The 21,838-nt window shown below is 41.8% G+C and carries 19 protein-coding genes; 11 read left to right on the top strand and 8 right to left on the bottom strand.

Going from position 1 to position 21,838, the window contains the following annotated elements:
• Positions 1-180 precede the first annotated feature (180 nt).
• Genes BUB08_RS10440 through BUB08_RS10450 form a run of 3 tightly spaced genes read left to right on the top strand, consistent with a single transcriptional unit; the run spans position 181 to position 2,384 of the window.
• Complete coding sequence (locus tag BUB08_RS10440; RefSeq protein ID WP_073001453.1) at positions 181-1,071, top strand: cation diffusion facilitator family transporter; 891 nt, start codon at positions 181-183, stop codon at positions 1,069-1,071.
• Positions 1,072-1,089: 18 nt separating this feature from the next.
• On the top strand, positions 1,090-1,785 hold the full coding sequence (locus tag BUB08_RS10445; RefSeq protein WP_073001455.1) for a hemerythrin domain-containing protein: 696 nt from the start codon (positions 1,090-1,092) through the stop codon (positions 1,783-1,785).
• Positions 1,782-2,384, top strand: coding sequence for a response regulator transcription factor (locus tag BUB08_RS10450; protein WP_073001457.1), 603 nt, complete (start codon positions 1,782-1,784; stop codon positions 2,382-2,384). The genes BUB08_RS10445 and BUB08_RS10450 overlap by 4 nt, the downstream gene beginning before the upstream one ends.
• Before the next feature lie 38 nt (positions 2,385-2,422).
• Here the strand turns inward: BUB08_RS10450 and fabD are convergent, their stop codons facing one another.
• Entirely contained in the window at positions 2,423-3,310 is an 888-nt protein-coding gene (gene fabD / locus BUB08_RS10455; RefSeq protein ID WP_073001459.1) for an ACP S-malonyltransferase, read from the bottom strand.
• A gap of 368 nt (positions 3,311-3,678) precedes the next feature.
• Here fabD and katG point away from each other — a divergent pair, with 368 nt between their 5' ends.
• Positions 3,679-5,898 (top strand): catalase/peroxidase HPI, encoded by a 2,220-nt coding sequence (gene katG, locus BUB08_RS10460; protein WP_073001461.1) that lies wholly within the window; start codon positions 3,679-3,681, stop codon positions 5,896-5,898.
• A 129-nt stretch (positions 5,899-6,027) separates the two neighbouring features.
• On the opposite strand, the gene BUB08_RS10465 is transcribed toward katG, so the two are convergent.
• On the bottom strand, positions 6,028-6,240 hold the full coding sequence (locus BUB08_RS10465; protein WP_073001462.1) for a hypothetical protein: 213 nt from the start codon (positions 6,238-6,240) through the stop codon (positions 6,028-6,030).
• Positions 6,241-6,632: 392 nt separating this feature from the next.
• Between BUB08_RS10465 and BUB08_RS10470 the strand changes: the two genes are divergently transcribed.
• Entirely contained in the window at positions 6,633-7,772 is a 1,140-nt protein-coding gene (locus tag BUB08_RS10470) for a hypothetical protein (RefSeq protein WP_073001464.1), read from the top strand.
• Positions 7,773-7,782: 10 nt separating this feature from the next.
• Entirely contained in the window at positions 7,783-8,907 is a 1,125-nt protein-coding gene (locus tag BUB08_RS10475) for a nucleotidyltransferase family protein (RefSeq protein ID WP_073001466.1), read from the top strand.
• 5 nt (positions 8,908-8,912) lie between these two features.
• On the opposite strand, the gene BUB08_RS10480 is transcribed toward BUB08_RS10475, so the two are convergent.
• On the bottom strand, positions 8,913-9,704 hold the full coding sequence (locus tag BUB08_RS10480; RefSeq protein WP_073001467.1) for a beta-L-arabinofuranosidase domain-containing protein: 792 nt from the start codon (positions 9,702-9,704) through the stop codon (positions 8,913-8,915).
• Positions 9,705-9,933: 229 nt separating this feature from the next.
• On the opposite strand from BUB08_RS10480, the gene BUB08_RS10485 reads away from it, so the two are divergent.
• The 3 genes from BUB08_RS10485 to BUB08_RS10495 all read left to right on the top strand — a co-directional run bounded on the left by BUB08_RS10485 (position 9,934) and on the right by BUB08_RS10495 (position 14,937).
• Positions 9,934-11,373, top strand: coding sequence for an MATE family efflux transporter (locus BUB08_RS10485; RefSeq protein ID WP_083570698.1), 1,440 nt, complete (start codon positions 9,934-9,936; stop codon positions 11,371-11,373).
• 100 nt (positions 11,374-11,473) lie between these two features.
• Entirely contained in the window at positions 11,474-13,648 is a 2,175-nt protein-coding gene (locus BUB08_RS10490; RefSeq protein WP_073001469.1) for a tetratricopeptide repeat protein, read from the top strand.
• A 203-nt stretch (positions 13,649-13,851) separates the two neighbouring features.
• Complete coding sequence (locus BUB08_RS10495) at positions 13,852-14,937, top strand: DUF2891 domain-containing protein (RefSeq protein ID WP_073001470.1); 1,086 nt, start codon at positions 13,852-13,854, stop codon at positions 14,935-14,937.
• Between the two features lie 119 nt (positions 14,938-15,056).
• Here BUB08_RS10495 and rplT read toward each other — a convergent pair whose 3' ends face one another.
• The 5 genes from rplT to mazG all read right to left on the bottom strand — a co-directional run bounded on the left by rplT (position 15,057) and on the right by mazG (position 19,725).
• Complete coding sequence (gene rplT, locus BUB08_RS10500; protein WP_073001472.1) at positions 15,057-15,401, bottom strand: 50S ribosomal protein L20; 345 nt, start codon at positions 15,399-15,401, stop codon at positions 15,057-15,059.
• Positions 15,402-15,505: 104 nt separating this feature from the next.
• Positions 15,506-15,703 carry a 50S ribosomal protein L35 gene (gene rpmI / locus BUB08_RS10505; protein ID WP_073001474.1) on the bottom strand — a complete coding sequence of 66 codons (198 nt, stop codon included), beginning with the start codon at positions 15,701-15,703 and terminating at the stop codon, positions 15,506-15,508.
• Between the two features lie 36 nt (positions 15,704-15,739).
• On the bottom strand, positions 15,740-16,300 hold the full coding sequence (infC, locus tag BUB08_RS10510) for a translation initiation factor IF-3 (protein ID WP_317041214.1): 561 nt from the start codon (positions 16,298-16,300) through the stop codon (positions 15,740-15,742).
• Between the two features lie 23 nt (positions 16,301-16,323).
• Positions 16,324-18,273 carry a threonine--tRNA ligase gene (thrS, locus tag BUB08_RS10515; RefSeq protein WP_073001478.1) on the bottom strand — a complete coding sequence of 650 codons (1,950 nt, stop codon included), beginning with the start codon at positions 18,271-18,273 and terminating at the stop codon, positions 16,324-16,326.
• 675 nt (positions 18,274-18,948) lie between these two features.
• Positions 18,949-19,725, bottom strand: a complete 777-nt coding sequence (gene mazG, locus BUB08_RS10520) for a nucleoside triphosphate pyrophosphohydrolase (RefSeq protein ID WP_073001716.1) — start codon at positions 19,723-19,725, stop codon at positions 18,949-18,951.
• 134 nt (positions 19,726-19,859) lie between these two features.
• On the opposite strand from mazG, the gene BUB08_RS10525 reads away from it, so the two are divergent.
• Entirely contained in the window at positions 19,860-20,852 is a 993-nt protein-coding gene (locus tag BUB08_RS10525; protein ID WP_245820192.1) for a PhoH family protein, read from the top strand.
• A 26-nt stretch (positions 20,853-20,878) separates the two neighbouring features.
• The gene (locus tag BUB08_RS10530) at positions 20,879-21,829 is read left to right on the top strand and encodes a phosphoribosylaminoimidazolesuccinocarboxamide synthase (RefSeq protein ID WP_073001482.1); all 951 of its coding nucleotides are present in this window, start codon (positions 20,879-20,881) and stop codon (positions 21,827-21,829) included.
• The last annotated feature ends 9 nt before the right edge of the window (positions 21,830-21,838 follow it).

The following is a 21,838-nucleotide window of genomic DNA, read 5'->3' on the forward strand; positions in this document are numbered from 1 at the left end:
TCTGGCAAAAACAAATCAGAGAAATATGCAGAACTAAAAAGGCCGGAGACTTGTTGTTCAAAAAAGGGGTTGGAAAGTGGCCCTAAAATCAAATCGAAATTGAATATATTTATCCGGTTCATACAAAACAGGTAAAAAAGTATTTATTTTGTTTTTTACAATAATCTAAAAGCAAAAAGATTGTCGCACACGCACCGACATACAAACGCCGTCTCGCACGGGAAAGCATTTGCCCTGGGTATTGGGTTGAATATTTGCTTTGTTGCTGTTGAAATTTTTTACGGGCTGGCTGCCAACTCATCTGCACTTTTAGCCGACGCAGGACACAATGCCGGCGATGTTCTGGGGCTCGCTTTTGCCTGGGCCGCAGCCTGGATGGCAACAATAAAACCACGCGGGAAATACACTTACGGATTACGAAAAACCACCATTCTAATTTCCATACTGAATGCACTCCTGCTGTTTGGAGCAGTAGCAGCCATTGGCTGGGATGCCATCGGGAAGTTACAAAACCCGCAACCGGTAAGCGGAAAACAAATAATAATAGTCGCTGCAATTGGAGTTGTAATTAACACTTTTACGGCTCTGCTTTTTGTAAAAGGGAAAAAACACGATCTGAATATTCGGGGCGCTTTTCTCCACATGGCCGCCGATGCTGCAGTTTCGCTTGGTGTGGTAATTTCAGGGTCGCTCATTCTTACCACCGGCAAAAACTGGATTGACCCTGTAATGAGTTTCATTATTATTGCAGTGATTCTCTGGGGAACTTGGCAACTGTTTTCCGACTCGGTAAAACTGGCTCTTGACGCCGTTCCAAAAAACATAGACATCGAAAAAGTTCGCAGTTTTATTGCATCGCAAAACGGAGTTGAAAGTCTGCACGACCTGCACATTTGGGCCATGAGCACAACCCAGATTGCCCTTACTGCCCACCTTGTTATGCCCGGCGGAAACGATGACAACTTTATTTCCGCGCTTCAAAAAGAATTAAAAACCAAATTCAATATTGAGCATACCACTTTTCAAATCGAAAACAAAAACCTGCAACAGTCGTGTTACACCGACTGCTGAAAAAAGAAACAAAACGCCATGGAAATTTTCAAAAAAAACGACAAGCTTTCATTCGTTATACACAGGAACTACCACCTGCTTCCGGTTTTAAACCGCTTTGGAATTAAACTGGGAATTAAAGATAAAACCGTTGACGACATTTGTCGCGAGATGAAAATCAGCACCGGTTTTTTTCTGGCGATTATAAACACTTACAACAACGAAGAATATTTTCCACGCGAAGAATTGCTGACGTTTTCGCCACTTGAAATTACGCACTATCTAAAAAAAACTCATCAATACTATTTTCTGGTGGTTATTCCCCGGCTCGATGACTTACTGGAAAAACTGATAGCAAGCAATACCAGCGATTTTAAAGGGCTAAAAATGGTTGATGTTTTTTACAAAAAGTACAAAGAGGAACTCACCCAGCACATTAATTACGAAGAAGAAAGAGTTTTTCCGTATGTCATAAATCTGATAAAAAACAAAAAAATTGATCCCCGATACACCATCCGCTCGTTTGAAACTGAGCACTCCAATGTTGATGAAAAACTGAATGACCTGAAAAATCTCATCATTAAATACCTCACTCCGGATTATGACGAAAATATTTGCAACGACTTTTTGATTACCCTTTCGCTGTTTGAAAAAGATTTGGAAGACCACGCCAGAATTGAAGACAAAATTCTGATGCCAATTACCATCGAAATAGAAAACAAAGAAGGAAGATGAACAGAAAAATTTTTATCATCCACTCTTCTGAAATCGTTCGTAAAGGAATAAATGCAATTCTGCGAATTTATTTCAATACAGAAATTGTTATGCTCGAAAAAAAGGAAGAATTGAAAGGTTTTTGCGAATTAACCGGGCAGGAAATTATTATTATTTACGAAAACACCGCTGATTCCACAAACACCAATTTCTTTCAATTGCAGGGAAACAACCAGGTAAAATGGATCGCCTTTCTTAACGACCACGAAGAACCGGCTCAGGCTTTACCGTTTTGCAAATTTTATATTACCACAAAAACTCAGGCATCGCAGCTACAGAAAATGGTTTCTCGCTGCTGGGACAAAACCAGAAGACATCCGAAAACAAGCGACAGCGAAGAACTTACCACTCGCGAAAAAGATGTGCTTAAACTGGTTGCTCTCGGCCATTCCAACAAAGTAATTGCCGAGAAATTATTCATCAGCATTCACACGGTGATTTCCCACCGAAAAAATATCACCGAAAAAACCGGCATTAAATCCATTTCAGGATTAACGGTTTACGCCATTCTCAACAACCTCATCGACACGGAAACCATTAATCCTGAAGATCTCATTTAAAAACGATTGGATTTTTAAAGATGAAAAACGGATTGACTTTATTCCTCCAACCTGTCTATTCCAAAGGTCTCCATTCCGCGATCAACCTTTTTAATCAACCCCTGCAAAACTTTCCCCGGACCGATTTCGGTAAACGAAGAAGCTCCGTCAGCAATCATATTTTTAACGGTTTGAGTCCATCTTACCGGTGCAGTTAACTGGGCAATCAGATTTTGTTTAATTTCCTCCGGATTGGTTACCGGACGGGCATTCACGTTCTGGTAAACCGGGCAAACGGGAGTACTAAACCGGGTTGCTTCAATTGCCGCCGCAAGCTGTTCGCGCGCAGGTTCCATAAACGGCGAATGAAAGGCTCCACCTACCGGAAGTTTCAACGCACGTTTTGCGCCTTTTTCAGTAAGCACTTCACATGCTTTATCAATGCCTGCCAGCGAGCCCGAAATTACAAGCTGTCCCGGGCAGTTAAAATTGGCGGCAACCACTACGTCATCAATGCTTTCACAAACATCTTCCACCACCTGATCGTCAAGCCCGATAATAGCAGCCATGGTCGACGGTTCAATTTCGCAGGCTTTTTGCATGGCCTGTGCACGTTTCGACACCAGACTCAGGCCGTCTTCGAAAGTAAGCGCTCCACTGGCCACCAGTGCAGAAAACTCTCCCAAAGAATGACCTGCCACCATTTCCGGCGCAAAGTCCTTCTGAATTTTAGTCAGCAATACCGAATGCAGAAAAATAGCAGGCTGCGTTACTTTAGTCTGCTTCAAATCATCTGCTGTACCTTCAAACATCACATCAGTAATTTGAAACCCTAAAATTTCGTTGGCTTTTTGAAACAGCGCCTTCACTTCTTCTGACTTCTCGTATAAATCTTTTCCCATCCCGGGGTATTGTGCTCCCTGTCCGGGGAAAACATAAGCTTTCATAATTTTATTCTTTTTAATTCCGGGGTAAAGGTAATCGATTTTTGAAAAAGTTCATGAAGGCACACAAAGTCCACACAAATGCGGAAAAGACGTTGTCCTTCTCCGCAAAATTCTAAAATATGACATAGAGTATTCTACCGCATCGCATTTAAAATGCTCCAATAAAAAGTTCCAGTTATGAAACCAAAGCGAAACCAGAACTAAAAAGCATCGGAAATCAGGCCATTTTTTTAACCGGTTATATTTCCTTAAATTGAAAGCTATTAGGCTCCAGCTATAAAAGCATAAGCAGAACTTATGGGCAGATAAAAATCATTAATGAATATATTCCCAAATTTATCATTATAAATAAATTACAAATCAAAAAGATGGAAAACAAGGATCTGCACCAATCAGCTCAAAATGAAAGCAAGTGCCCTGTAACAGGACACACAAAAGCCAGTGCCAGCGGCGGCACATCAAACAGCCACTGGTGGCCAAACAAGTTAAATCTTAACATTCTGCGCCAACACTCTTCAAAATCGAATCCGATGGAAAAGGACTTCGATTACGCAAAAGAATTTAACAGCCTCGACCTGAAAGCAGTAAAAGAAGATCTAACTAAACTAATGACAGATTCTCAGGACTGGTGGCCTGCTGATTTCGGACATTACGGCCCCTTATTTATCCGAATGGCCTGGCACAGTGCCGGAACTTATCGCATTACCGACGGACGGGGCGGAGGAGCCACCGGCAACCAGCGTTTTGCGCCACTAAATAGCTGGCCCGACAATGTAAACCTCGACAAAGCACGCCGTTTATTATGGCCCATAAAACAAAAATACGGCAAAAAACTCTCGTGGGCCGATTTGATGATTCTTGCAGGAAATGTTGCGCTGGAGTCGATGGGATTTAAAACTTTCGGATTTGCCGGTGGACGTGTTGACATCTGGGAGCCGGAAGAGGATATTTACTGGGGCTCAGAAGGCGAGTGGCTGGCAGACCAACGCCACAGTAAAGAAGGCGATTTGGAAGGTCCTCTCGCTGCCGACCACATGGGACTTATTTATGTAAATCCGGAAGGCCCGAACGGAGACCCGGATCCGGTAAAAGCGGCACACTACATCAGGCAATCATTTGCCCGAATGGCCATGAATGACGAAGAAACAGTAGCTCTGATTGCCGGCGGCCACACATTTGGGAAAGTTCATGGTGCTGCCCCCGACTCTAACCTTGGACCAGATCCGGAAGCTGCTCCCATGGAAAATCAGGGACTTGGCTGGATAAACAAATTTGGGAAAGGCAATGCAGAAGACACTATCACCAGCGGCCTCGAAGGTACCTGGACAAAAACGCCTACAAAATGGACGAGCAATTTTTTGGAAAATCTTTTCGATTACGAATGGGAGCTAACCAAAAGCCCGGCAGGCGCTTACCAATGGAAACCCAGGGGACAAGCAGGTGCCGGCAGCGTACCCGATGCGCATATTCCGGGAAAAAGGAATGCACCGTTTATGCTTACCACTGACCTCTCTTTACGGTTTGATCCCATCTACGAAAAAATTGCAAGAAGATTTTACGAAAACCAGGAAGAATTTGCAGATGCCTTTGCCCGCGCGTGGTTCAAATTAACCCACCGCGACATGGGACCGAAAACGCGTTATCTTGGCCCGGAAGTACCCGCCGAAGATCTTATCTGGCAGGATCCGATTCCAAAAGCTGACTACGAACTAGTTGATGAAAATGATATTGCAGAGTTAAAAAGCAAAGTTTTGAATTCCGACCTCTCTGTTTCGCAACTGGTATCTACGGCATGGGCATCTGCATCCACTTACCGCGATTCAGATAAGCGAGGTGGAGCCAATGGTGCCCGCATCCGGTTTGCTCCGCAGAAAAATTGGGAAGTAAACAATCCGGTTCAACTAAAAATAGTACTTGATAAACTTGAGGAAATTCAGCAAGAGTTTAATAAAGCGCAGTCGGGATCCAAACAAATTTCGCTGGCCGACCTCATTATTTTGGGAGGATGTGCAGGCGTTGAAGAAGCTGCAAAAAAAGCAGGATTCTCAGTTACAGTTCCTTTTACTCCGGGACGCACTGACGCAACAATGGAGCAAACAGATGCAGAAGCATTTGACGCGCTCAAACCGTTGGCCGACGGATTTCGCAATTATCTGAAGACAAAATACATGGCAACTGCAGAAGAAATGCTGGTAGACCGCGCCCAGCTGCTCACGCTAACTCCTCCTGAAATGACAGCTCTGATTGGAGGAATGCGCGTGTTAAATACGAATTTTGATCAATCTCTGCTTGGCGTTTTCACCGGGAATCCGGAAACACTCAGCAACGATTTCTTTGTTAATCTGCTAGACATGGGGACAGCATGGAAAGCAAGTTCAAAAAACGACGAGTTATTTGAAGGCCGCGACCGCAAAACCGGGGATCTGAAATGGACAGGGACCCGTGTTGATTTGCTTTTCGGGTCAAACTCTGAATTGCGAGCCATTGCAGAGGTTTATGCCAGCACCGATGGTCAGGAGAAATTCGTAAGAGATTTTGTCAACGCATGGAACAAGGTAATGGAACTCGACCGGTTTGACCTTGCGTAGGTAGTCTTTCTAACACAATTTATATAGCAAAGAGGCGGCAGGAATTCCTGCCGCCTCTTTTAATCAAAAATGCCAGAGACTATTTAACCTCTGGCATTTTTATAGTACTGATAAAAATTATTCAAATCCTTATCTTGCACAATAAGCTCCGCTCACTCCCGGATCTGGCCTTGGCTCGCCGCGTCTGCGTCTTGCCTCAGCATTATTGCTGATCATAACCATCATTGTTGCGGCAGAAACAGCCATTAATCCGGTTTTTTTCAATGCTTGCTTTCTCGTAATCTTTTTCTCGGAAGAAGCATTCTCCTGTTTTTTTTCCAATTCGTCAAATTTTCTCTCCATACGCTTTACTTTTTGGCTAATTAACACGTGTTAAACTTTTATTGTAATAATTAATATTTATCGCCCAAATCTCTTTGGAAGAACAATTTATGCATTATTCAAAAAAAATGAAAATCAAAAAAAAGGACGGCGGGGTCTTCAATTACCATGCCATTCAACCAACTACATACGAATCAATACATTAGCAAACAAAACAGCATAAATAAAATTCAATTATGGGACATCCCACCAATGAGTTTTTAAAGACAAAAAGCAGAATACAATTTTCGCTATGTCGTTGATTATCAAATTCCGTAAAAAACCAAATAAACCCTAATCATAAATTTTATTTTAATCGGGGATAGTACTATTTTAGTAATCTTATTTAGTCATTCATACTTAACTATCGATTCATGCAAAATATATTATTCGTTAAAAAGAAGGTTGGAGAATCCTATTTAATATGGTTTCAGAACAGCAACCTATTCTTCTATTTACAGGAACCGGCATGGTATGTTTTCAATAGAATTGTTAACCGGCACAAAGTAGAAACGATTGCAGAAAAATTTGCAGCCCGCTATTCGGTTAGTTACGACGAAAGCCTGACTTTTGTAACAGACATAAGAAAAAAAGCTGAAGAGATGAACCTGCCGTTTTCCGGCAAAAGATATTTTGAAACACACAAAAAAGAGATTATCCAACATTCCTTTAAACCATATTCCGAACACTGTTACAGCATGTTTAACAAAGTGGTGAAATTCTCTTTTGAAACTTTGGAACTGGAAAGATTTATTCATCCAATGGCAGAACACCTGAAAGCAGAACACCCGCCCGAAGCTAAATTTCTTTTCGAATTATTTACCCACAACGGAACGATTATTCTTCGTGTAAATAATGTACTAAAAGGAAGTTGGACAAAAAACGAAAGCGAGTTTGTTAAAGGCCGAGTTTTCGTCGAACTCATCAACATTCTGCATAACAAAACAGAAGCAGACTGGCTAATGACAGTGCATGCATCTGCCATATCAAACGGAAAGAAAACCATTCTTTTTTCGGCATCGCCGGGAAGCGGAAAAACAACCTTCGCTGCCTTATTAAAAGCTAACGGATATCAAATTATTTCTGACGATTTCGTTCCCATCGAACAAAACTCATTCAACGCCTACCCGCTGCCGCTGGCCATGTCGGTAAAAGAAGGTTCAGTTGATCTATTGAAGAACTACTTTCCTGAACTGAAAACAGCCCCTTCGGTAGACATGGGACCTAAAAAGAAAGTCAGGTATCTGCCTGTTGGAAACGAAATTATTGAGATGACATTTCCGGTTAACGAATTCATTTTTATCAAATACGACAAAACGGTTGACTTCCGACTGGAGAAAATTGAACCGGTGGAAGCACTAAAAACGCTTCTTGATGAGGCCTGGATACCGGCATCTCCAAAAAATATTGAGGTGTTTCTGGAAAAAATCCTGAACATTTCGTATTACAGTCTTACCTATTCTGATAACCAAAAAGCGTTAAATGCCATAACCGGCCTTTTCAATAACGACTAATTTTGCGAGAATGACCGAAAGTGAATTATACTATTTAGCAGGAAAATGTTTGGTACTGGAAGAGCGGCCTGAGTTTAAACACCAACTAATTCAGCTCTGTAAAAACGATTTAATCGACTGGATAACATTTATTAAAATATGCAGCGAAAACCTGGTTCTGCCGGCTATTTATTTAAAACTTCGGGCACAGAAAATTTTCGATTATATGCCGGAAGAAGTGGTTGAGCACCTTTCGGAAATTTATGAACTAAACAAAAAAAGAAACATTGAAATACTTCATCAGATAAAATCGATTACTGCCCTTTTGAAAGCAGAAAACATTGTTCCGCTTTACATGAAAGGAGCCGGCAACCTGCTTGACGATATTTATTCTGACGTAGGCGAACGGGTTATGGGAGATATTGATTTTCTGGTTCCTGAACAGGATTTTCTTACCGCAGCAGTAGCAATGCTCGATGCCGGATATTTGAGTTGGTCTGACACCACTAAAATCACAATTAGAGACCACCAGCATTATCCCAGAATTTATCATCCGGACTTTGTTGCTGACGTTGAACTGCACCGGATTCCCAATGAATACAAATGCGACAATTGGTTTAACGCCAAAATGGTTCTTGACGAAAAAAAAAGAGCAGGGAAAGATGGTGGATGTTTTGTTGAATCGGACAAGCATAAAATAATACACAACTTTATTCACAGCCAACTTGATCACCAGGGCTTTTCGCTGGGCAAAGTTTTGCTGAGGGATATTTACGATGTCTATCTCACTTCGAGAAGAATCTCTCTAAACGACTTATTACCAGAAATAAAAACAAAGAAAAAGGCGATTGCCTATTTTGCATTTACAGATCTTGTTTTTGGGGCTGAACGACAAATCTTCCATAAACAGAATTTTGCTTTCCAGACATTAAAAACAAAAAGGGATTTAAACCTGAACTCAAATATTTTCTACAAAACAAACAAGGCACTGGTTGTTGGCTACACCAACATTCGATACCAAAAAGGATATTTCGGAATGTTTATCGAAGCATTTCACTCGAAAGAAATGCGGCAGTTCATTTTTCACAAATTAACCAGCCGCAGTTTTTACCGGAAGCATTTCAAAAAAGTGCAGTCTGAACTATCTGATGAATAAAACCCTTAATTCTTCAGATACTCGGGAATTTTTTCCGTTGGGAATTCAATCTCTACCACATCACCTTCTTTCCATTTTTTTGCGATAATGCAATAGCTTCCCGGATGCGAAAAATACTTCACTCCTTTCACCATCACCGATGCGCCTTCTGCCCAAACCGGAATCCGCACAAAAACCTCGATGTACCGTTTTATTTCCATGCTGAAATTCAGTCGTACGCTTCCACTCTCCGGAAAATTTGTAACCTGCTTTATGGAAACGGCTCCACCCAGCGAATGCTCGTAGCTGATTTCTGAAGGCAAAAAGAAATTCACTGAAACATGATCCACGTCTTTCGTAAAAACATAAGGGGTTATAAGCGAATCCAGCTCTTCCGAATCAGAAAAAATCCCTGACCGGGCCAGGCGTTCCATTTCACGCGGGTATTGCATTTCGCCGGTCAATTGAAACAGGAAACCGGTAGACCGGAACCATTGTTTTGCAGTCTCTCCCTGAATGTTCTCAAGCTGCGGATCTTCTTTTGCTTTTTGCCAAAACGACTGCAATTTTAAAAAATCGAAACGCTTGTCCTTCTTCAGATACATCTGCTGAAAAGCCAGCAAAGAGTCCAGCTCATCAAAACGAGCACCGGGATTTCCGAACTCAGCAACTCCTGTTTTTATCAAACCTTTTGTTTCTGCAGAGAACTTTACTCCGTTCTGACTAACGGGCAAAGTCACGTATTCCGGAAACTTCTCTTTGTTGCTACAGGAAGCAATAATTACCAGTATTACTATTGCAAGGGAAAAACGTTTCATCTAAGTTCAAATTCAAAATTCAAAATCAGTAACGTAAAACAACGTGCAGGGTTCAGCGGTTTTCTAATTTAATTTGTTTCAGTCGTTACTGTCAAATACCGAAGAAATTTATCAATATCTTTGTTGAAATAATTTTCGCGGGGCAATAAACCTGCAGAATTACTAATTCTCTGAAAAAATACAACAGAGCTGATTTTCAAAACTTATTCGGATTTAACTTTTCAGCAAAATGCCCGGTAGTAAAAAAGGAAATGTCGCTTCATCCTATTTTCGCAACAAGCGGATACAGATGGTGTGGAAAGACGTCAAAGAAGCCATCTCGGGCACCGAACGCGATTTCACAAAGGCAAAGCTGGGCCATGCAATTTTTATTCTCGCCGTTCCAATGGTTCTCGAAATGGTTATGGAATCGGTCTTTGCCGTAGTTGATATATATTTTGTTTCCAGATTGGGAGCCGATGCTGTTGCAACGGTTGGTATTACCGAATCGGTTATGACCATTGTTTATGCAATTAGCTCAGGACTTGCCATGGCTACCACAGCTCTTGTTGCCCGCCGCATTGGAGAAAAGCGCAAGAAAAAAGCGGGCGAAGTTGCTTTCCAGGCAATTCTGATTGGGGTGTTTGTTTCGTTGCTGCTGGGAGTGCCCGGCGTGATTTTCGCCAAAGAGTTTCTGGTACTAATGGGAGGAACAGAAACGATGGCCGAAAAAGGAGCCTTGTATCCGGCAATCATGTTTGGCAGCAGCAGCGTGGTGATGCTTCTGTTTATTATCAACGCAGTTTTTCGAAGCGCAGGGGATGCAGCCATTTCGATGCGGGTAGTCTGGGTTGCCAACCTCATCAATCTTATCCTGGATCCGCTGCTTATTTTTGGAATTGGCCCTTTTCCGGAACTGGGATTAGCGGGCGCCGCCATTGCCACAGGTATTGGACGGGGGCTGGCTGTTGCGTATCAGTTCTACCTACTTTTCAGGGGTAATTTCAGAATAAAACTGTATTGGCAAAATATAAAACTGAAATTGGAAGTTATGAAAGAGTTGCTTCGAATTTCAGGAGGCGGAATTCTGCAAAACCTGATTGCTACGTCGAGCTGGATTTTTTTGGTACGCATAATTGCAGTTGGCGGCCCTGAAGTATTGGCGGGATACACCATTGCGCTTCGGATAATTCTCTTTTCCCTGCTGCCGGCATGGGGTGTCAGCAATGCTGCTGCTACGCTGGTTGGGCAAAATTTGGGGGCAAAACATCCGGAACGAGCAGAAAAAGCAGTGTGGATAACGGGATACATAAACATCGCTTTCATGAGTATTATCGGAATCATCCTGGTGCTTTTCCCTGAATTTTTCATCCGTTTTTTCATTCAGGAACCCGAAGTTCTGACAAACGGAGTATTGTCACTACGCATCATCAGTTTCGGTTTTCTCTTCTACGCACTTGGCATGGTGCTTATCCAGGGATTTAACGGTAGCGGAGATACATTCACCCCCACAAAAATAAACCTGTTATGTTTTTGGATAGTTGAAATTCCGCTTGCCTATTTTCTGGCCATTTTCCTTGGCAAAGGATTGGTTGGTGCGTGCATCGCGATTGTTCTGTCGGAAACATTACTCACTGTACTCGCCTTATTTCTTTTCAAAAAAGGGACGTGGAAAAAGAGAGAAGTCTAATCTGAATTTTAATTTATTACTTTTCTTCTTCACACGCTTTTATACCAAAAGTTTTTTCGAACAAACAATTTCAGTTACATTTACGGGGTTAAACTTATTCATGAAACTTGCTTATTTGCTAATACTGCTGATTGTAGTTAACCTGCAAGCTGCGTCCCAACACGGAATAACGGATAATAAGACCCAAACTCAGGTTAGCCGTATTATAGAAACAGGAGAAAAATTCATCAACTCTTCTCCTGATTCGGCACTGTTTTATGCCGAAAAATCAGAAAAAATTGCCCGAACAAAAAATTACAGCAAAGGTGTTGTGGCCTCACTCCTTTTAAAGGGAAAAGCTTTAAACGAAAAAAAGGAATACGAAGATGCGTTAGTTACACTCAAACAATCGCAACAGCTCGTGGATATCCAAGATTCGATTACCAGCGGGAAAATCTGTTTCGAGCAGGGGACATCGTTTTACCGAATAGGAAAAACAGACAGTTCATTGCATTACCTGACCAGAGCACTTGCACTGTTCGACAGCCAGGCAGAAAAAATCGATATTGCCCACGCGCAACGAATTCTCGCGCTCTCGTATTGGAGCAAAGGATTGTATGCCGAAGGTCTCACCCACATACAAAAAGCCATAAATTTGTATACTGAATTGAACGACACATATTACCTGTCGATCACCTACAATACAAAAGGTGCAATTCTATGGGGACTGGCAAGTTACGAAAAGGCGCTTGAGCTGTTTTTTGAAGCACTTTATTTAAACGAAAAAACAGGGCAAAGCCCGGGACTAAAAATTCTTCTTCTGAATAACATCGGATTAGTTTACCACGACTGGGAAGACGACATAAACGCACTCAAATATTTCAGGAAGGCCGAAGGGATGATTCCCGAATCATCCAGCAAAGTTGGAATTGCATACACTTACCTGAATCTCGGAACTCTTCATTTGAACAAAGGAGAAACTAAAATTGCGCTCGAAACCCTTAACAAAGCCATGAATGGCTACGCCTCTGCCAACGATATAAACGGCGTTTGTTTAAGCAAAACCAGAATCGGTGAGTGCTATACGCTGGATAAAGAATTTCAAAAGGCAGAAAAATCGCTGCACGAAGCAATTGAACTTAGCCAACGTTCAGCAAACAAACACCGGGAAGCATCTGCCTGGTTCCAATTATCGAAAAATGATATTGCCCGCGAAGCAATGTCTGATGCTTTGGACAACTCACTTAAATGCCTTGAAATTGCAACAAACGGGCAGTACAAAGACATTATGCAAAATGTATTGACTCAACTCTCAACGTTATACAAACAAAACGGGAATACCGGCCGCTCGCTGGAAATGTTGCAAAAGGCCACTGAAATAAAAGACGAGATCTACAAAGAAAAAATTGCCGTACAATACGACATCATGGAGCTGGCCTACGAAAACCAGCTAAAAGAACATGAAAACTCACGCTTGAAAAGCGAAAACCTTTTGAAGCAACGGTCGCTGCATTTTATGTACGCAGCAGTTTTGTTAATACTTATGGCGTTTTTTGCAATCTCCTTTTTCTTTTTGAAACTGAGAAAGAAGAAAAAAGAACTTCAGGAGGCAAACCACGCAAAAGACAAAATTTTCTCCATTGTTTCCCACGATTTGAGAGGCCCGGTGGGCACTCTAAACAGTATGGTTGATATTTTGGTTGAGGAAGACCACGGGTTCGACTACAGGGAATTACTGAATCAATACAAACCAATAATTGCAGGCTCTTTTAACATGCTCGAGAACTTGCTGGTCTGGGCAAAATCAAATCTCGGAAAACTGGAGAGCACTCCCGTTTCACTCTCTTTAAATAAAACCATAGAAGAAACCATTTCGCTTTTTTCGCACTTTGCGCTGGAAAAATCCATTGCAGTAACTTTTGAGCCCCACAAGAAAACCATAGTTCTGGCCGACAAAATACTCCTGGAAACCGTTGTTAGAAATCTCCTGAAAAATGCAATAAAGTTCACCAGGAAGAATGGAAACATATTGATAAAAACGAAAGAGCAGGAAAACTTTGCCATCATTTCGGTAATTGACGACGGGGTTGGAATCCCGGAAAAGGTTCAGCAGTCTGTACTAAAAGGTTTTTATCATTCTGAAGGAACCCAGAACGAAAAAGGGTCGGGACTCGGGCTAACCCTCAGCAACGAACTTGCCGAGAAAAACGGAGGAAAACTGTGGTTCACAAGCATCGAAGAAAAAGGCAGTACATTCAGCTTCTCTGTTCCTCTCGACACCAATTCCAGAAACTAATACTATTTAAGCTACATTCTTTTTTACTCGTCCCGGATCCAAAAATCCTGATTATTATTGTATTTTTCTGAAAATAAACATTTATGAAGCGAACATGAATTTTCGTCATTCAAAATTCACAAACAGGAATGATTAAAACTTATGTGAGTTCCTGAATGTCTTCAAATTTTTTGAACATTCAGAAATCAAAAAATTTTATACAGATGAAAACAAGCATCTTTCTATTCCTGATGGTATTTTGCTTCAGCACACAGGCTCAATATCAAAAAAACAGTGGACTTGAATTCGATAAAGAAAAAGCCAATTACCTTTATCACTTTGCCTACGATTGCATTGACCAGGAATATCCGAATAAGTTGGGGCAGGTGCTTGGCAACGACAGTTACCTGGCTCCTCCTCGCGAACTTCATCCTGCTTTTTATGGTTGTTTCGACTGGCACTCATCAGTTCACGGGCACTGGACGCTGGTAACCATTCTCAACACTTTTCCTGATTTTGAATACCGAAACGAAATTCTGGCAAAACTCAAAAAGAACATAACCAGCGAAAATATTCGGAAGGAAGTAGAGTACTTTGACGATGAACACAACAAAAATTTTGAACGAACATACGGATGGGCGTGGCTGCTAAAACTAGATGAAGCACTGCGCGACTGGGGTTCTCCGGAAGCAATTGAACTGCAAAAAAATCTGCAACCATTGACAACACTGGTTTCACAAAAGTTTAATGATTTTCTGGAGAAACTGATTTATCCAATCCGGGTAGGAGAACACAACAACATTGCGTTCGGAATGTCGTTTGCCTATGATTACGCAAAGAAATATGACCCCGCTCTGGCACAGCAAATCGGAACCAAAGCCCGTGAGTATTTTATGGAAGACTGCAATTGCCCTCTTACATGGGAACCCGGTGGATTCGATTTTCTTTCTCCGTGTTTACAGGAGGCTGCTCTGATGCAAAAAATATTGCCGAAAGATGAATTCAAAAAATGGTTAAAGAAGTTCCTTCCCGGGTTCGAAAAGAATCCCGCCAAATTTCTTACTCCGGCAGTTGTAACCGACCGCAGCGACGGCAAACTGGCACATCTCGACGGGCTGAACTTTAGCCGGGCATGGTGCCTCTTCGAAATAGGAAATTCGTTGACAAACAACGAAATGACAGAACTCGGGGTACTCCATTTTAATTACAGTTACGAAAAAATGGATTCGGGAGAATACGCAGGAGCGCACTGGCTTGCATCTTTTGCAACATACGCCCTCATCAAATACAAAGCGATGAATGAAGAGTAATCAAACTGGAGCTAATATGATGTTTGAAGCCGGGTTACCGAGGAAAATTTGAGGCACAAAAAAACCCGGAAGAACTTTCCGGGCTAATTTCTATTTCACCTAAAATAAATACAGTCAGTCTATTTTACTTTCTCAACGATTGCTTTGAACGCCTCAGGCTGGTTCATAGCCAAATCGGCCAATACCTTCCTGTTTATTTCAATATCGTTTTTCTTTAACAATCCCATAAATTGTGAATAAGACAACCCTTCGATACGGGCAGCAGCGTTAATACGCTGAATCCACAAAGCACGGAATGTTCTTTTCTTGGCTTTCCTGTCGCGATAGGCATACTGTTGCCCTTTTTCCCACGTATTTTTTGCGACTGTCCAAACATTTTTACGCGCTCCGAAATAACCTTTCGTCCTGTTCAGAATTTTTTTCCTCCGGGCACGTGATGCTGCATGATTTACACTTCTTGGCATACTTTTTACTTTTTTGGTTACCGGCGTTTTCTTCGTAATCTAAAAGAAATACTTCAAAGCACAATAACCTGGTTAATTACTTTTTTTACCTAATTAAAAGGATTTTACTTCATGTTCAACAAAAGCTTAACGTTACTCTCATTGGTTTTATCAATAGTTGTCCAATAAGTGAGGTTACGTTTACGTTTTGTACTTTTTTTAGTCAAAATGTGGCTTTTGTAGGCATGTTTCCTTTTAATTTTACCTGATCCGGTAAGCCTGAAACGTTTTTTGGCGCCGGAATTCGTTTTCATCTTTGGCATAATCCTACTTTGTTAAAATGTTATCAAAGAACTGTATTATTTCTTCTTAGGTGAAATCATCATTATCATTCGTTTTCCTTCGAGCTTGGGCATTTGTTCCACGGTTCCCAATTCTTCGAGTTCGGTGGCCAATCTGAGCAACAGTATCTCACCCTGCTCTTTAAACAAAATCGACCTTCCTTTAAAAAACACATAGGCTTTAACCTTAGCTCCGTCTTTCAGAAACTTTTCGGCGTGCCTTAATTTAAACTCGAAATCGTGTTCGTCGGTCTGCGGGCCAAAGCGAATTTCTTTAACAACTACTTTCACCGCTTTGGCTTTCATCTCTTTCTGTTTCTTTTTTTGCTGATAAAGAAACTTTGAGTAGTCGATAATTTTACAAACCGGCGGATCTGCCTTTGGCGAAATCTCCACCAAATCCAATTCCTTTTCTTCGGACAATCTTAAGGCATCCCGCAAAGCAAAAACTCCCGGGTTCTCAATATTATCTCCGACTAAACGTATCTGAGGCGCTGTAATGTGCCTGTTAATTCTGTGCTGCGGCCCTGTCTCTTTTCTTCTGAAAGGATGCTGGCCTCCTCTTCTTTTAATAGCTATTGTTAAGTCCTCCTATTATTTGGTTAGTTATACAATCCAGATAATTGCTCTCTAACTTCGGCGGCAACTAAATCGGCAAATTCGCCAACTTGTTTCACCCCTAAATCTCCTTCTCCCTGACGCCTAACAGAAACGGTTTCTGATTCTTCTTCCTTTTCGCCTACAATAAGCAAATAAGGTATTCTTTTCAATTCATTATCACGTATCTTTCTACCAATCTTCTCGTTACGGTCGTCAACCAGGGTGCGAATATCGGAATTATTTAGCAGATTTGAAACTTTTTCCGCATATTCATTATATTTTTCGCTGATAGGCAAAACAACTGCCTGGTCGGGTGTAAGCCAAAGCGGGAACTTCCCTGCAGTGTGTTCAATCAGCACTGCCACAAAGCGTTCCATTGAACCAAACGGCGCGCGGTGAATCATTACCGGGCGGTGGCGTTTGTCGTCGGCACCAATATATTCCAATTCAAATCGCTCCGGAAGATTATAATCTACCTGAATAGTTCCAAGCTGCCAACTCCTTCCCAAAGCATCTTTTATCATAAAATCGAGCTTTGGACCATAAAAAGCAGCCTCACCTGTTTCGGTGATAGTATTCAGCCCTTTTTCTTCGCAAGCTTCAATAATAGCCCTTTCTGCCTTATCCCAATTTTCGGCAGTACCAATGTACTTGTCCGGATTTTTCGGGTCGCGCAGTGAAATCTGTGCAGTATAATTATCGAAACTCAGCGCCTTGAATATGATAAATATAATATCGATTACCTTTTTAAACTCGTCTTTCAATTGGTCAGGGCGACAGAAAATATGTGCATCGTCCTGAGTAAATCCACGCACACGGGTTAGTCCGTGCAATTCACCACTTTGTTCGTAGCGGTAAACGGTTCCAAACTCAGCCATTCTGATAGGCAGGTCTTTATAGGAGTGTGGTTTTACTTTGTATATTTCGCAATGGTGCGGGCAGTTCATGGGTTTCAGCATATACTCTTCTCCTTCAGCAGGAGTAGTAATTGGCTGAAATGAATCTTTCCCGTACTTTTGGTAGTGGCCGGATGTTTTGTACAACTTAACGTCTCCGATGTGCGGAGTAATTACCTGGTCGTACCCGTACATACGCTGTACCTTCTTCAGAAAATCTTCAAGCTGCATGCGCAATTGTGTACCTTTAGGCAACCAAAGCGGAAGCCCCTGCCCCACTGCATCAGAAAATGCAAAGAGTTCCATTTCCTTGCCCAATTTACGGTGGTCGCGTTTTTTTGCTTCTTCCAGCATTACCAGATATTCTTCCAGCATTTTTTGCTTCGGAAAGGTGACGCCATATACACGGGTCAACATCTGATTTTTTTCGTTTCCACGCCAGTAAGCGCCGGCAATTGAAGTCAGCTTAATTGCTTTTATGTAGCCTGTATTCGGAAGGTGCGGTCCGCGGCACAAATCGGTAAAATTTCCCTGATTATACAGAGTAATTGTGCCATCTTCCAACTCCCCAATCAACTCCTGCTTCAACTCGTCATGCTTTTTGGTAAACATTTCCATCGCGTCTTTCTTGGAAATTTCCTGACGCACGATGTCATTTTTCTGACGAGCCAGTTCCAGCATTTTCTTTTCAATCTTCTGCAAATCCTTTTCGGTAAGCTGCTGGTTGTCGGGCAGGGCAATATCATAATAAAAACCAACATCTACAGTTGGTCCGATTCCGAATTTAGTTCCCGGATAAAAATATTCGATGGCTTCGGCCATAAGGTGAGCCGAAGAGTGCCAGAATGCTTCTTTTCCTTCTCTGTCGTTCCACGTGTGAAGTTTCACCGTAGCATCATCAGTTATTTTACGGGTTAAATCCCATATTTCACCATTAACCGAAACCGACAAAACATCTTTTGCCAGCCGGGGAGAGATGGACTGTGCAATTTCCATCCCGGTTACCGGCCCGGAAAACTCTTTCACACTGTTATCAGGAAGTGTAATTTTTATCATTCTGTTTCTTATTTTTTAAGCGGTGCAAAGATAATGAAACGTAGAAAAATACAATTCATTCGGCCCCGTAGTTTTCAGAATGTTTAATGATAAACTCTCTTTACAAAAAAAGAACCTTCTAAAACTGCTCTGTCCTGATATCCAGTTGCCCTTACTATTCTGGGAAATGATCGTCTTACAAAACAACCGGACAACTCCATTATTGTAACCTTCCGACAATAGCACCAAAGCCAAATACCGCACCCGACGCCTTTTCTTTTTATGCCAAAAAGCGCGTGATATTCTGATTCAAAACAGCATATCAACTGAAGCTTCCGCATGCTGTGCCCCACTTGGGTTAAAACGTGCGATTAGGCTAACCTAATTTATTTTGTGCTCAACCAGACTGCCGTTATACTCAAACACGAACAAAAATATTACAATGCTACTTTGTTTTGAGCGCAGACTCCAATTAACAAAATAAGCAAAACAGGCAGTGCGTGCTACAAAACGCTCAGTCACGCTCATTCCATGTTTATATAATTGTAAATTTTTCTGAAAGAAACAGAACGCCTGCCTTTAACTGATTTTTGCGGGGGCAAAATCCGGGCAGACACTCGTGTTTTCTGATGACTAATAGAACAATTCAAAAGCAATTCTGCCTTTCGTTTCTTCTGAGAGGAAACAAACAAATTGCTACTCTTTGGTTTTTGCTTCGTCCCAAATCTCATCCATTTCGGCAAGGGTCATATCATGAAGACTTTTACCCTTTAAAAGGGTTTTGCTTTCGAGATAATTGAAACGTTTAATAAACTTCAGATTGGTGCGTTCCAACGCTGCTTCGGGGTCAATTCCATACAAACGGGCGGCGTTTACCATGGCAAAAAACAGGTCGCCAAATTCAGCTTCCATTTTATCGTTGTCATTCTTCTCAATTTCTCTGCTCAACTCGCCAATCTCTTCCTTCACTTTTTCCCAAACCTGTTCGCGAAATTCCCAGTCGAACCCAACGCCACTGGCTTTTTCCTGAATACGACTGGCTTTCACCAAAGCCGGAAGCGCTGTAGGAACACCTTCCAGCACCCTTTTATTGCCGCCTTTTTCTTTTAATTTCAGCGCCTCCCAATTTTCCTCAACTTTTCGGGCTGAGCCGTCCACTTCCACTTCGCCAAAAACATGCGGATGACGATAAATCAGTTTTTTATTGATTCCTTCGAGCACATCTCCCATATCAAACGAACCGGTTTCGGAACCGATTTTTGCGTAAAAAACAATGTGCAACATTAAATCGCCCAGTTCTTTTTTTATATCCTGCAAATCGTTATTCAGAATTGCTTCTGCCAGTTCGTACGTTTCTTCTATTGTGTTCTTTCTTAACGACTCCAGCGTTTGCTTTCTGTCCCACGGACACTTTTCCCGCAGTTCGTCCATTATTTCGAGCAACTCTTTGAATGCTTTGATTTTTCGTTCCATTCCTAAATAAATTTCAACGAAATTAACCATTCTGCAAAACTTTCACCTCTTTAGAGGAGTTTAATTCTCCACAATTAAAATTGGATTTATTTTGTAATTTTGAGCAGATATATAAGAACTAAAAAAGTAAATTGTTGGAGAATCAAATTCATTTGGAAGGGATTGACCCATTGGAGTTTTTTGGGATCAACAACAAAAAAATAGACCTCATTAAATCGTTTTTCCCTAAGATAATAATTACAGCCCGCGGCAACTCGCTCCACATCAGAGGAGACGAAAAAGAGTTAAAAAATTTCGAAAAGAAATTCAGTTTACTACTGGATCACTATTACCAGTTTAATGTTTTAACCGAAGACATCATTCTGCAAATTCTGGCTACGGGAACTCCGGCATTGGAGGAAAACGGCACGGCAGAAAAAGATATTATTGTTTTTGGTAACAACGGAAAACCGGTAAGGGCACGAACACCCAATCAACGCGTGCTACTTGAAGAATCAGTAAAAAACGACCTGATTTTTGCCGTTGGCCCGGCAGGAACTGGAAAAACATATACAGCAATTGCTCTGGCTGTTCGGGCACTAAAAAACAGGGAAATTAAAAAAATTATTTTGAGCCGCCCGGCAGTGGAAGCCGGAGAAAACCTGGGGTTCTTGCCCGGCGACCTGAAGGAAAAAATTGACCCGTACCTGCAACCACTGTACGATGCCCTTCAGGACATGATTCCGCCACGCAAACTGGAGGAGTTTATGAAAGACGGCGTTATTGAGATTGCTCCGCTGGCATTTATGCGGGGTCGCACACTGAGCAATGCTTTTGTAATTCTCGACGAAGCACAGAACACCACAATTAACCAGTTGAAAATGTTCCTGACAAGAATGGGGCTGAATGCAAAATTTATTATCACCGGCGACGTTACGCAGATTGACCTGCCTAAGCGAAGCAATTCGGGACTAATTTTCGCAATGAAACTGCTCCGAAACATTGAATCCATTTCCATTGTTCAGTTCAACACAAAAGACATTGTGCGCCACCGACTGGTTCGGGAAATTGTAGATGCCTACTCTAAATATTACGAAGAACAGGCAGACAAAAAAAGTGAAGACAACAATCATAAAAATAACAGATAGAAAAATTCAACTAAAAATAACAAACAATGAGTAACGCACTAACAAAAACAGATTTCAACTTTCCGGGACAAAGAAGCGTTTATCACGGTAAAGTACGCGATGTATACAACATCAACGACGAATTGCTGGTTATGGTGGTTTCCGACCGCATTTCGGCATTTGACGTTGTACTTCCCAAAGGCATTCCTTTTAAAGGACAGGTACTGAACCAAATTGCAGAAAAATTTCTGGATGCAACGGCAGACATTGTCCCCAACTGGAAAATTGCTTCGCCCGACCCGAACGTTACCGTTGGCCACATGTGCGAACCTTACAAAGTGGAAATGGTTATTCGCGGCTACTTAACCGGCCACGCCTGGAGGGAGTACCGCGACGGCAAACGCTCGCTTTGCGGAGTGCCACTGCCGGAAGGAATGGTTGAAAACCAAAAATTTGACCAACCGATAATTACCCCAACAACCAAAGCCGACGAAGGGCACGATGAAGACATTTCGCGCGAGGAAATTATCGCACAGGGAATTGTGGACAAGGCCGAATACGAAATGCTGGAAGATTACACCCGGAAACTATTTCAGCGCGGAACCGAAATTGCTGATAAAATGGGGTTGATTCTTGTAGACACCAAATACGAATTCGGAAAAAAAGACGGAAAAATTTACCTCATTGACGAAATACACACGCCCGACTCTTCCCGCTATTTTTATGCTGAAGGGTACAAAGAAAGACTGGCTGCCGGAGAAAAACAGAAACAGCTTTCGAAGGAATTTGTGCGCCAGTGGCTTATCGAAAATGGATTTCAGGGAAAAGAAGGACAGGTAATTCCCGAAATGTCGGAAGAATTTGTAGACTCGGTTTCCGAACGCTACATCGAGCTGTTTGAGAACATTACCGGAGACAAATTTGAAAAATCAAATACAGCGAAAATTCAACAGCGCATTGAAATTGCCGTTACAGAATTTCTGAATTCACAATTCTGAAAGCCACAA

Origin of the sequence: Mariniphaga anaerophila (assembly GCF_900129025.1) — a bacterium.
GTDB classification, from domain to species: domain Bacteria; phylum Bacteroidota; class Bacteroidia; order Bacteroidales; family Prolixibacteraceae; genus Mariniphaga; species Mariniphaga anaerophila.

Bases quoted from the DNA above. Each gene is read 5' to 3' on its own strand.
- BUB08_RS10480 (WP_073001467.1), bottom strand. From the start codon at position 9,704: ATGAAACGTTTTTCCCTTGCAATAGTAATACTGGTAATTATTGCTTCC.
- BUB08_RS10475 (WP_073001466.1), top strand. From the start codon at position 7,783: ATGACCGAAAGTGAATTATACTATTTAGCAGGAAAATGTTTGGTACTG.
- rpmI (WP_073001474.1), bottom strand. From the start codon at position 15,703: ATGCCAAAGATGAAAACGAATTCCGGCGCCAAAAAACGTTTCAGGCTT.
- thrS (WP_073001478.1), bottom strand. From the start codon at position 18,273: ATGATAAAAATTACACTTCCTGATAACAGTGTGAAAGAGTTTTCCGGG.
- BUB08_RS10450 (WP_073001457.1), top strand. From the start codon at position 1,782: ATGAACAGAAAAATTTTTATCATCCACTCTTCTGAAATCGTTCGTAAA.
- katG (WP_073001461.1), top strand. From the start codon at position 3,679: ATGGAAAACAAGGATCTGCACCAATCAGCTCAAAATGAAAGCAAGTGC.
- BUB08_RS10465 (WP_073001462.1), bottom strand. From the start codon at position 6,240: ATGGAGAGAAAATTTGACGAATTGGAAAAAAAACAGGAGAATGCTTCT.
- BUB08_RS10490 (WP_073001469.1), top strand. From the start codon at position 11,474: ATGAAACTTGCTTATTTGCTAATACTGCTGATTGTAGTTAACCTGCAA.
- fabD (WP_073001459.1), bottom strand. From the start codon at position 3,310: ATGAAAGCTTATGTTTTCCCCGGACAGGGAGCACAATACCCCGGGATG.
- BUB08_RS10495 (WP_073001470.1), top strand. From the start codon at position 13,852: ATGAAAACAAGCATCTTTCTATTCCTGATGGTATTTTGCTTCAGCACA.
- mazG (WP_073001716.1), bottom strand. From the start codon at position 19,725: ATGGAACGAAAAATCAAAGCATTCAAAGAGTTGCTCGAAATAATGGAC.
- BUB08_RS10470 (WP_073001464.1), top strand. From the start codon at position 6,633: ATGCAAAATATATTATTCGTTAAAAAGAAGGTTGGAGAATCCTATTTA.
- rplT (WP_073001472.1), bottom strand. From the start codon at position 15,401: ATGCCAAGAAGTGTAAATCATGCAGCATCACGTGCCCGGAGGAAAAAA.
- BUB08_RS10445 (WP_073001455.1), top strand. From the start codon at position 1,090: ATGGAAATTTTCAAAAAAAACGACAAGCTTTCATTCGTTATACACAGG.
- BUB08_RS10530 (WP_073001482.1), top strand. From the start codon at position 20,879: ATGAGTAACGCACTAACAAAAACAGATTTCAACTTTCCGGGACAAAGA.
- BUB08_RS10485 (WP_083570698.1), top strand. From the start codon at position 9,934: ATGCCCGGTAGTAAAAAAGGAAATGTCGCTTCATCCTATTTTCGCAAC.